The sequence below is a fragment of the Planktothrix paucivesiculata PCC 9631 genome, assembly GCF_900009265.2.
Lineage (GTDB): Bacteria > Cyanobacteriota > Cyanobacteriia > Cyanobacteriales > Microcoleaceae > Planktothrix > Planktothrix paucivesiculata.
The window spans coordinates 84,485-96,854 of the sequence record NZ_LR734992.1; the positions used below are offsets into that span (position 1 = coordinate 84,485).

Here is a 12,370-nt window from a genome sequence, read left to right on the forward strand (position 1 = left end):
CAAATTTATAGCTTCTCAAGCCCCAGTTTTCCCAAGGAAATAAGAATCGGCATTGACAGTTGAGTTTTGGCTGATGCTTCAGGAATTCCCATGCCATTTCTAACCAACGTTAGAAACTCTCGAACTTTGAAAACAACCGGATCTGTGGCAGGGGTATAACCTTTTTGAATAGCAATCTTTAAACCTTGTTCAATATCTTGAAGTGTAGCAACACGATGACGATCTACAAACACTGTTGATTCCTGCCCTAGTGTACTCGTAGTCATCGCAATTCCATTACTAATTGGCTGTCCTGAATGGGGAATAATATTAAACAAATAGAGGCGTTCAATACCTTGACTAGAGCGAGTTTTAATGACAAGATTAGTAATAGAAGTGGTGGTTGCCCCTGGAAAATTTAAGGGTTGAATGGGTTGAACTAATACCATCCGAGCTTGATTAGTTTTTAATTCTATATCAGTATTAAAAACTGCTTTAGAAGGGTCAGCTAATCGAATATAAGTAACAATTTCATCGGTTTGGCTAAAGTCAATCACGCTAAAGCGACCTGGCCAGACTGGGAGATTGGTGGTTGTACGAGTTGCCGTATCCCGACTCATCGGTTGTAAAGCTGGATTTTGAGCAGAACTTTGGGAAGATAAACTGGTGATCAGAATTGTTGAGAGAACAGGAGAAAGTACAATTAGACCCATCTTTTGAAGAAGTTTTTTCATGATGCAATAACCTCGAATTAAATTCAGTGATTAATTGACCGTAATAAAAGCATTAACGAAAATTGAAACTTCCGTCCCTTCCGGCACAATTGCTACATTACCTCGCTTCATCAGTTCTTCTAAAGTTTGATCTGAGCGTTCGCGTAAACGTTGAGCCGTAGGTGTAAAGAAACCTTCCAAAGCGGCGGCTAAAATATTAGGTTGAGCGCGTCCGGTAAGAGTTTCCACACTGCTACTTCCCAATAGCCCACTGTGTTGACTTAATGTGCGTTGAGTGGGTTGATTAATAATTTGTCCAACCCGTCCTAAACTACTTAATACACCGACTAAAATATCGGTTTTAGCAATTGTAGAACGCCGATCAAATAATCCTTGAGCAATCAACGGTTTGTTATTGGAACCTCGAATCAGTAAACTTTCTTCAGGGATAGGCATCTGCTGAATATTGCCTGTAGAATCGGGATAAACAATTGCGACAGCACTTTGAGAAACCAAGCGATTACCAGGCGTAACATTATCAACTTCGGTAATTAAAATAGTTCCTGTGGGTAAAGCGATCGCCCCATCAGTAGCTAACAAATCCTCTGTTAATTCCACTGCAAATCTTCCCGCCGTTGGGCTTTGGTTGGTTTCATCCCAAATCATCGGTACAATCACTTTTCCCTTAACAGATGAACCAATTGCAATCTGTTTAGAAGAAGTATATTCAGTTCCGTTCTCGTCAACTATTGTGCGGTTAAGAATACCGATTTCTCCCGCACTCATTTCATCAACCCTTGAAGTAGAAGTTAAACGTTCTGGGCTAGGATTACCAATAACAACCGTTTTGATTTCTTGATGTTGTTCAGACTGTTTGGGAGAAGGGATAGTGGGTGAACTGATCTGCATAAATTGTTCAGTTTGAGGAATAGATGTTGGCGCTGCTACGGCCGTTGTCATCCCAAAAGGTGGAGGTGTAATAGAATTGCGAGCGATAGCTGGATAGTCTGTAACATCGGCTTGGCTTTGTCCTAAAGACGCTAACTCCGCCCAGCGTTGATAGGGGTCAACTTCTTCTAATGGGGGATTTGAAGGTCGAGACGCTACGGTTGGTGCAGGACGAGGGGCAGGTACAGGCGGTACAGGGGGAGGAACAACTTGTACTGTTCTGGGTCTAGGTGGTGGTGTCGCTTGGACAGGTCTTACAGGTTGGGGGGTTGCAGAATTAGATGCGGGTGTAGGTTTGGGTTTAGAAGGTGGCGCTGCATTTGAAGTAGGCGGTTTTTTAGGTGTTGGAGATTGAGCGTTTAGGGTTCGTTGCTGATCTTGAAAAGCGAGTTGACTTTTTAATTCGCCTGATTCATCTTTAGGGGAAAATGTTGTCACTTCGGGTTTTGAGGTTTTCGGTTGTTGAGCAACGGGTTTAGGAGCAAAAAAGACAAACCATAAAAAGCCAAAAACGCCTAAAATAAAACCTGTAGCAGTCAAAACAGAAAACATCCGAACGGATGGTTTTTGAGAAAGTTCTCGACTTTCTACTTGTTCATCATCCTGTTTAATTCTGTATTCAGAAGCTAACAATTCTAAAGCATCTTGATCATAGCCCGCTAATAGTCTTTCTTCATCAGGGCTAAGTTCATCCATTGTTCCTGAAAAGCTAGAGATTGATGTTTTAGAGGAATTTTGCTGCTTCAAATTAGAAGTGGTTAATCCTTCTTCAATCGTATCAGATTCAGAGTTAAAATCAGGTTGATGTTGAAAACCATTATTACTCATGATTTTGACCTCACTTTATTGGGGATTGAATTCAGTAATCTTATTAATTTCTAACCCCGCAGAGCGGATTTCATAAACTTTTTGCTCAAATGCGGACGCTTGGTCTCCTAATGTCGCCGTTTGAATCTCAACGGCTTTAATTCTAAAGGTTCGATTGAACGGAATTCTTTCATCTTTTCCTAAACTCCGATCAACAATTAACCGAGTGGCAATCATATCAATTTCCCATTCTCCAGGGCGAATTTCTCTGGGTTCAGAAAGAAACGAAATAATAATTGTTGAGCGGACTTGACCCGAAAAAACGGTACTCGGAACCAAATCAGCAATTTTATCAAGAGAAGCCTTGCCAAATTCAGGTTCCATTAATAAAGAAGCAAAGTAGGTACTGGTTGGAACTCGTTTTGAATTGACTTTGATCCCTGAGTCAGTTTCATTCGTACCCGGAAGTTTACTATCCCAATTAAAGGTTAACTCAGCCCAAGTCTTGATGAAATTTTGAATAACTGATGGATAGCGGAACCGTTGATCTCGTTCAGAAACATAATAAGTTTGACCATTGATTAGTTGAACTTGGGTTGTTCTTAAACTAGCCAATGAATTCATGCGGGAGGCAATAAACAAATGCAGAATTAGAGTGACAAAATTGATAGATGTTAAAATCACAAAACACAAAGCAAGCCAATTTTTAGCTTCGGGAAGTAGCGCAGGGTGTGTTAATTTTTGAAGCTTCATATTATCTGAATCCTTTGTAAATAATCAGATTAGTTGTGGCTCCAAGAGCATTGCTGAATAAATCGACCAGTTGTTTAGCATGACCCGCAATGCCGTTGTATAAAGCAATTCCCCCTCCTCCGGCGATGAGAAGAGCTAATGCAGGGGCAAAAATACTGATGAAGAAGAGGAAAGCAACATCACTGGCCAGTTCTGCTCCTGAGTTCACCAGAACAACGGCAGCCAGTCCAACGATAATGTTGTAACCAAGCTGGACACCAAATAAGCTGAGAAAACCTGTTGTCCAGGCCCAAATCGGACGACCTTGCAGCGGCAGGAGAGACAACCCCATTGCGATCGGTGCAAACAAACCAGTCAGCAGTAAAGCAGCTTCAAGAACGTTAACAAAAGCCCATTGAATGCTGTACAGAATAAAACGAAGAATGGGTATGGCTTTTTCGCGAAACACGGAACCCGGGTCAGTGACGAAAGTAACGGCATCTTCAGCAGCACCGAATAAGGTACGATTCCAAAGCATTTGTCCAAAGGTTCGCAATGCTTGTAAAGGAATAGAACCAGCCGCTTGTCTTTCAGCTTCATCAACAATTTTTTGAGCCGCTTCGCGTTTAGAATTCCAACAGGTTACGAGTTCTTCCCCGACTTGATTTCGACATTCACTATAGAGATTTTCAAGCTGCTGTTTACCAATACTACTGAGGGTAACGTTAGTAATTGCATCTCTAAAAGTGAGTTCTCCCAATTGGGCTTCCAAAACGCTTTGCACTTGTTGATAAGCAAAGCTGCGGCTAACGATGACGGTATTGGCTAGTAATCGACCATTAGCGCCCAGAAAGAGCATGATGACCAGGGGCCAAACAAACAATGAGGCAAGTTCTGACCAAGATTGTTTTTCGATAATATCCTTGCCACTGGTAAGGGTGAGGAACAAAATACTGATGGCGGCTAAGGTAATTCCCAACGATACTAAACCGACCCACAATCCTGAAGCAATAGGGTCAATTGTCCCAATCCAAACTTTGTCCCAGGATTCGGAAGTGGCCCTAGCTAAATTGATCGATTCACGAACAATATCTAATGCTGCTCCTTCCCCACCACTGGTGGGAGATGTTATTTGTCCTAAAAGTTGCATCATGGGTTTGACCGGATAAGAAAGTGCGAAGTGCGGAGTACGGAGTGCGGAGTGCAAGAAGAGAGAGTGCGGGGTGCTGGGTGCGGAGTACGGAGTGCAATAAGAGTGCGGGGTGCTGTGTGCAATAAAAGTGTGGGGTGCGGAGTATGGGTTTAATAAGAACAATTCAAGTAACAACACTTCAGACAGTTTGCGATCGCCTTCGGCTGGGCGGAGCATCGTCGCCAACGGTGGAATAAGGGTTTAAGACCTTTCGTTGACTCAGGTGAAGAGCGAAAATTAGACAGCAAACAACCCACTCTTGACGCACACCGCACTCTCCACACCGCACCCCGCACCCTGTACTCCGCACTCTTATTGCACTCTATCTAATTCGTGCTGTCGTGGGTTGTTTGTCCTAGATAACCCCCTCCTGGCAACATGAGCATTCCCGCTTGGGAGCTTGCTTGATTGCCGGATGTAATGCTGCCTCGGCGATCGCTCGTATTGATAGCAGATATTTCCTGAGCCGCTTGGGATAGTAAGATGTTGTTAATTGCCCGATCTGTACGAGCTTGTTGAGCTTCTTGCAAAACTCGAGCATTAACATGAGCGTTGAGTGCTGTTTGCTGAGAGAGGTTTTGCAAAATATGTTGGCTCACATCAAGGCTTTGGGATTGTTCAGCGAGTTGAACATTCTGGGTTGTATCTTGCTCTGTGGCTTGTAAAACTGAGCGACTTTGAGCTTGAGCCTCTTCACTCAAGGTGGAGCCATCTGCAATTCCTGTCGCAGTATTGCGTTGAGCTTGTCTATCAAGTTCAGACATAATTGCAGTAGAACCTTGGCTATCGGATGAGCCTAATTTGTTCTCTAATTGATCTGAAAGTTGTGTTCCTTCATAGCGGGAGGTTGGCGCGTTTAAAATTTCGCGACTAATTTGACTTAAATCGGGAATTTTAATCGCTCCCAAGGACGAAGAAAGCAGTTCATTTAGTGTGCCGAATAAGTCGTTTTGTACAAAGCCACGCACATCACCAATAAACTGATCAACTTCCTTAATCACGTTTTCAATAGGTGCGAAGAAATCACCCGAAGTTGATGACGTTTGAACTACAGAAGTTTGGGTGGGTGTTGCAACAGGAGGAGTCGTTTGAGCCAAGGTGGGTTGGTTTGAGCTTATTAAACTTAAACTCAGTCCCAACACAATTGCAGTTTTTACGGCTACTGGTTTTGTAATCAATAGAATTTGAGATTTCATAAACATTACCTATGGATAGGTGACAAGTGTTTTGGAAGGGGTAGTGTCCGGTGTAGATGAAGCTTTTTCAGAGTCACTCCGTCCGATGGAGTCAAAACCTTTTCCATCTTTGAGGGCTGCAACATAGTCTTGAGTGAATTGTTTTAAAGCTTGGAGTCGCCCTTTGAGAGTGGATGGGTACTGAGCGAAAAGGCGATCGCGAGCTTCTTTTTCCTGTAAGTTATTAGCAACAGAAGCCAGCATCATCTCCGCCGGATAAAATCGAGTTCGCCAAAACCGACCTCCTTTTTCAACTAACCAACAGGAATAGAGATCAGAAACTCTGGGTAAGAAGGCTTCTGTTGCATTTGGGCTGATGAGTCGGGGGTCATAACCAAGATACTTTTGAGCCGCGACAACGCCTGTATTCGTGATTCTTCCAGTAATTTTGTAGACCATATTTTGCATAATTTGAGCACCTGCTGAACACTCACAAATTGCATCAAAATCTTGGCTTAATAGCACAACGGCTATGCCATCTTTTCGCCCCGTTGCACAAAGTTCGCCTACAACAGATGCAAATCCATCTTTCTTTAACAACACGCTCAATTCATCCCCTAAAAATAAACTTTTTGGATGAGAAAGCGCATTCCGAATACAGGCAGTATGGGCATTAATCGCCATCAAATAAGCATCTTGTTCATTTGATAAACCCGATAGGGCGAAGAACTTAACCGCAGGTTCTGGGGAAAAGGTACTAGGCCTACCAATGGCTTTTCCTAAGCGGGATGTTAATAACGCATTACCTTGACTTAGGATTTGATTAATTGCCAATTTGTCAAGATCTTCAAAGGATTTGAGATTAAGTCTTTCTTTGCTACAAAATCTCAATAAATCTTGGAAAGTTGGCATTTGTTGCCATTGAGAAGATTGCCAACCGTTTTCAAATGCTTGATTGTAACGAGCTACAATTTCTGGATCTTTGAGGTAGAAATCAAGCATTCGTAAGAGAATAGAATCAACTCGTTGTGCTAAGTGGGGATTATGGATTTTTCCCATTGCGATCGCCACTAATGCTTTACGAATAAATTCTTTCCAAGATTCCATCCGCCGTTCTCGTTCAGCTTTAGGAAATTTTCTTAAATCAGGAGGTTCTAATAAATTACTTGACCCTTCGCTGATATCATAATAAGCGCCTTGATTCCCTAAAAGTTCAATAGCAGTTTTGAAAGTGCTGTTGCCACCACTGCTAATATCCATCCCCACAACAGGAATATTATTCGCTAAAGCTTCTGTGGCAAATCGCCATCCTAAAACGCTTTTTCCAGAACCCGATTCTCCCATAATTAAAGCCCGACTAATTTGATTGTAAAACAAATCAATAAAAATCGGTTTTCCGCCCCGTTCAGTTAATAATTCAACTCCTTTTTGATCAATGTCACGGGGAACCGTTAACGGTAGAATTCCGGCTATCGTTTCAGTATCTAATGTTAAACGTCTTTCGCTTAACCATGAGCCACTGTGAAGCAACCATTTAAACGTAATGGGAAGGCATTGCAACCAAATTTCCCAAGCAATATTACGTTCACGAATCACTTTAGCAGTTCCAAAACTATTAGAAAGAGCGTTGCAAGCTTGGTTTAATTCTTCAGCCGTATTTCTGTATACTAAAAAGGCAACGGCTGTATTTAAAGGAATCGCCCCTTTATAAAGCCGATGTTGGGCATCAAAAGACTCCTCTTGCTTAATTTCAGCACCAATATCTCGTCCCTGTCCTTTCGTTACGGCTCTAATACTCGCAGTTTTTGCACCTTTTGCTTGCCGAGCTAAGTTATCTTGAATTAACAAAGGATTCCCAACACTAATTTCCACCCAAGCTTCTGTATCATGGACAGAGGTTGAAGACATGATTTGCCACATCCATTTTAATTGTTGCCTTGTGTTTGTCCAACCCATCGGGGAATCGTACATGGTCAATACACCACATTCTTTACCCTTACCTGTTAAATAAACACGGTTGTTACTGCGACGATGCTCAGGACAAGAAGAACGACCTTGTATTCCTTCAATTAAAACTGTACAAATGTGTTTTTCTGTAGTTTTAATTTCGTTGAGATGATATCCAGTTGCAGTTTCTTCTAAACGAATCACTTGGGGAATAGAAGGAGCTTGACCTGGGTTCAATCGGTTCCAAAGCCATTGCCAAACTTCAACTGTATTCAAAGGATTAATGTCTAATCCAATCTTAGTATTTAAGAGAATTTCCCACCGCAGAAATCCTTCTTCAAAGGCACTGAGCAACAGCTTAGTATAAAACTGTTCTTTGTAGATTCTGGTGTTACCTGTTAAGGTTCCTAACAGTTGATCAACTAAAGATTTAACACCATTAATTGCTTTACCGAGGAAGTCTGTAGAAGTTGGTGTATCTCCATTAATTGTCCAAGTACAAAATGCAATTTGTTCCCAATTTTGTCGGGTTCCTTGATAAGTTAATTGTTGAATTCGGCGTTGCTCATTTCGGGTGAGTACAGACACTGCTTTAAGGTCAGTGGTATTGGCTAATTGTTCTAATTCTTGGCATCTGGGGGTGTCATCGCTATAACAACCTGTACAAAACGTGATTTTTTCGCCCCGAGGCAGTTCTCTCATGCCTTCTTCCAGGGATGCTGCAAATCCTGAGACTTCACTATTTAAGAGTAAGTCATGGAATCCTTGAGTCCGAAATGCAAAAACCAGTTGATAGTTAGACCCTTGATTAAGCAGTATTGCTGATGCTTGTCTACCATCTTTATTGATTTCAACTAAACAACAGATATCAGTTTCATTTTGAAAGGGCATAAATCTGCTATTTCCTCCAAATTGATTAGGGACAATTTTTGGTTTTAGTTTAATTTTTAGGGGTGAATGATTGCCTTTTTTGCCAATTCTGGAAGAATGCCTTGATGGCAAGGGAGAGATATAAAAGCTATCACCGTTGCACCATTCATCCCCAGGCGGTTTTCGGAATTGATCGGTAAACAAATGGGGTTGATTTCCAGTCAGGAGCCACCAGCTAACAATGAACCAAAGTGAGACGGTGAAAAACCAACCAAGACCCAAGCTGAAAAATCCCATTGTTAGCAGATAAGAAATAATGGTTAGAAAGAACCAAGGGATAATTTGATTGGCAGGAATAAACCCAATACTCGGTTGTTTTCCCAGGATTTTGTTCACTCGGATAAAGTCTTTTTCTGGATCTCGTATTGTCATAGATGGCTCCTGATAATTACTGTAAAATCGTGAAGATTGTGCCAAGTTCTAAACTAGGATTAAATGCCGCAGGTGTGCCTGTTCCATTACCCACGAATAGAAAAGTGATAACATCAATGGCAATGACAATCCCGAAGGCTAAAGCAATTTGAGTAACAATCGGACGCCAATCATTACCTTGTTGGGCTTGGTTATAAGCAAACAATGCGGCAGAGGCAACCAGGAGAAGGAATACACCTCTAATGGCATTAAAAATTAATGCGATCGTGGTCGCATCAATGGCAGTTCCCCCTCCAGCGGCTCCTGCTTCTGTTGCTAAATTCGTCATAAATTGTTCAAGACCGCTTAAGAAAATAGCTTGGGCTGGGGTTTGGAAGTTATTAAGTAAAGTTGTCACTGTAATAACAGCAACCGCTAAATGCCAAAATCGAATTTTACTGCCTAACCCTTTTTCGAGAATGGGGATAGTTTGCAGGATTTTTTGCAGTCCAAAGAAAATTAAGGCAGCACAACTAAAAACACTGATGAATAAAGGTTGAACTAAAGTTAAATAAACCGTGACCATCAGACAAATTGCAATGCAAAGTAAGTCAGCTTTATTAAGGTTGAATTTTCGTATTAATTTGTTCAAGGGATTTGCAGAGCGATGAAAAATGGATTGAGCGGTTGAAGATGAGGATTTGGAGTAAAAAGAGTTCTTGTACATAGTTTTTCTCCTGCGTTCGATAATTTAAACTTCTAATTCGTCGTCATTCAAAGACACATTTTTGGGTTTTGGAGCATGGAATGAGCGGTTGCGTTCTGGAGGAGTTTGTGAGGAAGATTGAGTTTTGCTGGGCTGTTCTGAGGAGTCGAGTAATTGCTCCATTTCAGCAATAGGAATACGACACTCTCGAATTTCGGGTGGTTTTCCTGATACTAAAATTGCGTCAAATACAGCAGCATCATTCTGGCGTGGGTCAGTTCCAATTAATTGTTTTGACCCATTAGGTAGATCAAGGATTTCAAACTCGTATTTGATAGTCCCAGGTGTATTCTGACTTTCACGGGGTTCTCTCCAAGAAAATACGGGTTCAGTTTCTCCTTTAAATCGCTTGGGAAAGGCAGATTGGAAGGTTTCAACGAGGGCTTGGGCGGTTGCCAGTTTGTCGTATTCCGCTTCTGTCTGAGGCAATTTAAAGATGGCTTCCCGTTCCTCTGGGGTTAATTTGTCTTGATTGGCCCCAAATTTCCAGCGATCGCCTTCTTTTGTCCCTGAGAAGATATCCTGTCCATCACTACCTGTGACTAAAACTTGAATTTTGTGATGATCAGGAGTAACATACAGTGTGCCACCTCCATCAAAAGGAATTCCAGATGGGGGAGATTGTCCCGTCGCCATGGCATAATTAACTAAGCAATCGGCGACGGCTTCACGTTGCTGTTGTACTTTTTTTTGAGTCACAATTTTGCTTAGGAGATCTTCAGGTTCGTCATCAATCAATGATTCCGAAGGAGAAGGAACAGAAGAATTTAGAGGGTTAGAAACAGGCAGAGTTGAGTTAAGTTCCCTATGGGATTGAGTGGAAACTTGAGGTTTTATGGTTTGCTCTAGTTCCTCAACAATTTGTTCTAACCGATCTAACCTTTCTGACAACTTCCCTAAATAATCTTGAATTTGGTCAAGTTGTTGATTAAGGCTGACATTTTTATTAATTTCGAGTGGAGGAGACCTTTTATAATTCGGATCAATTTGGTTTCCGAGTTTATCAATTTTCTCTCCAATATCAACAGCTTTAATTTCAGTATCATCAATTAAGATGGGATCTTTTTGCTCGGAGGTGACTTGCTGTTTCTCTTCTTTAGAGCTAATTGGTTGGTTTAGGAAAGTTTTATTGGGTTTAATCTTTTGAGTTCGTTCAGAAAGATTTTCAGTTCGTTCTGCTAAGGTTTCTAAATCAGCTATTACGTCAGTTTGTCGAGCGCGAATGCTAATTTCCTCCGTTCGTTCATTTAAAGTTTGAATTTGCTCCAGAATTTCCTCAAGTTTTTTAGCTTGATTGTTTTCTTTCGCTTGAGTAATTCCATCAATAAGTTCTTGGATGCTGTTAACTGCTAATAATCCCATTAAAGAAGTCGCTTGAAGGGTTAAACCTGTGACGGTTAGCCCATCAATTTCACTGGATTTAGCATTAATGATTGAACCTTGGTGTTGGCTTTCTTTGAGAAACGCTTCCAAAGACTCAAGCAGTGGATATGGTTCTTCTGACTGTTGAGGTGTTTGTTGCTGAGTTTCAGGAGTTTTCATCGACTTTTGGGAAGTGCGATTCTTAGCGATTTTACCTAAAGCTCCCGTGTTCAAAGGAGTATCGTTATCCTCTGATAGTAGTTCATCAAAATCATCTTCCTCTAGGTTTTGTGGTTCTTGACGATTTCGGTGAGAAGAAGCTGATTTTGATGTAGCTTTCTTGGGTTTTGAGAGTTCTTCATCTTCTTCTAAATCTGTTAAATCATCATCAAAATCTTCTGAAAGGTCATCATCTTCTAATTCATCATTAGCTTCTAAATCGATTAAATCGCTGACATGAGAAGGCGTGTAGAAATTGTTATTTTCTTTCGTATCAACTCCAGCCTGTTTGAGATTTTTAACTAAATAGACCCCACTGGTTCTTTGACTGGGATCTTTAGTTAGGTAGAAAACAAAGCCAGAAACTTCATCATTTTTTCCTTCAGTGATTAAATCTACACTAATACTGGCTTTTTGATTTCCTGATTCATTGAGTCGATCAGGACGTTTATTGAAGGACTCAACAAAGTTTTTGAAATCCTCCCAATCTTCAACACCGCCTTCTTCTTGAATAGCATCAATGGCAGCATCTAAAGTTTCTTGAATATGCTCTAGCCTTTTAACGTGCTTGGGATCTGTAGCGGTTAGAACAGACCAATCCCGTTTAGGTGGGGAAAACTTTTTAGGCTTAGTTGCTGATTTTGTAGCCATTTATTAATCTCCATTTCAGCTAATTATTTTTGTTGGCTCTAATAGTTATTAATTGTCGGTAATAGTGCTTGAAATAAGGTTGTTTCTTTGGGTTTATATTTGATTCAGTCACAAGTTAGATAAATTGGAAGTTATTACTAGGAAAGCTATCATCCATTGGGTTGAGACACTAAGAGGATTAATTGATGCTACTGCTTCCCCCTGACGGCTGAAGACTGATATTTAATGCTTTTGTGGGTGGATAACTACTTTAATCACAGGTTGGCTAGGTGCGATACCGATAGGTGATGTGTGTCTGTCTATGCGATCGCGTAGCCGCCTGCGCCTTGACATCGCAATGCTAATCAACAACGACTCCGCGATCGCGTAGCCACGGCCTGTGGGCATCGCAACAAGGACAAAACAATCAAAGGGTTAAAGCACTTTAGAAATTAATCAACAATCAAAATCCTAACCTACTAAAATGAGTAATTTTACTTACTAAATTGGTGTACGGAATTTTGACATGGCTTGCTGTTCCACTGCGGGAAAAATAGAAGGGAAAACAGTGCATAAACTCCCTCTTTGTGATTTGGATTAGACGGCAAAATGTTATATA

8 protein-coding genes are annotated in these 12,370 nt (G+C 41.2%); all 8 read right to left on the reverse strand.

Features of this window, described 5'->3' with window-relative positions; all coding sequences use genetic code 11:
- Nucleotides 1–5: 5 nt before the first annotated feature.
- Nucleotides 6–713 carry a hypothetical protein gene (locus tag PL9631_RS02960; protein WP_083616798.1) on the reverse strand — a complete coding sequence of 236 codons (708 nt, stop codon included), beginning with the start codon at nt 711–713 and terminating at the stop codon, nt 6–8.
- Between the two features lie 30 nt (nt 714–743).
- Nucleotides 744–2,468 carry a TrbI/VirB10 family protein gene (locus tag PL9631_RS02965; protein WP_083616800.1) on the reverse strand — a complete coding sequence of 575 codons (1,725 nt, stop codon included), beginning with the start codon at nt 2,466–2,468 and terminating at the stop codon, nt 744–746.
- Between the two features lie 15 nt (nt 2,469–2,483).
- A complete protein-coding gene (locus PL9631_RS02970) occupies nt 2,484–3,200 on the reverse strand; it encodes a hypothetical protein (protein WP_083616802.1) in 717 nt (238 codons plus the stop codon).
- A gap of 1 nt (nt 3,201) precedes the next feature.
- The gene (locus tag PL9631_RS02975) at nt 3,202–4,332 is read right to left on the reverse strand and encodes a hypothetical protein (protein ID WP_083616805.1); all 1,131 of its coding nucleotides are present in this window, start codon (nt 4,330–4,332) and stop codon (nt 3,202–3,204) included.
- A gap of 365 nt (nt 4,333–4,697) precedes the next feature.
- Nucleotides 4,698–5,567 (reverse strand): hypothetical protein, encoded by an 870-nt coding sequence (locus PL9631_RS02980; protein WP_083616807.1) that lies wholly within the window; start codon nt 5,565–5,567, stop codon nt 4,698–4,700.
- 9 nt (nt 5,568–5,576) lie between these two features.
- Nucleotides 5,577–8,795 (reverse strand): hypothetical protein, encoded by a 3,219-nt coding sequence (locus PL9631_RS02985; RefSeq protein WP_083616810.1) that lies wholly within the window; start codon nt 8,793–8,795, stop codon nt 5,577–5,579.
- A gap of 16 nt (nt 8,796–8,811) precedes the next feature.
- Entirely contained in the window at nt 8,812–9,360 is a 549-nt protein-coding gene (locus PL9631_RS02990; RefSeq protein WP_231516624.1) for a hypothetical protein, read from the reverse strand.
- A 165-nt stretch (nt 9,361–9,525) separates the two neighbouring features.
- Entirely contained in the window at nt 9,526–11,772 is a 2,247-nt protein-coding gene (locus tag PL9631_RS02995; RefSeq protein ID WP_083616813.1) for a hypothetical protein, read from the reverse strand.
- Nucleotides 11,773–12,370 lie beyond the last annotated feature (598 nt).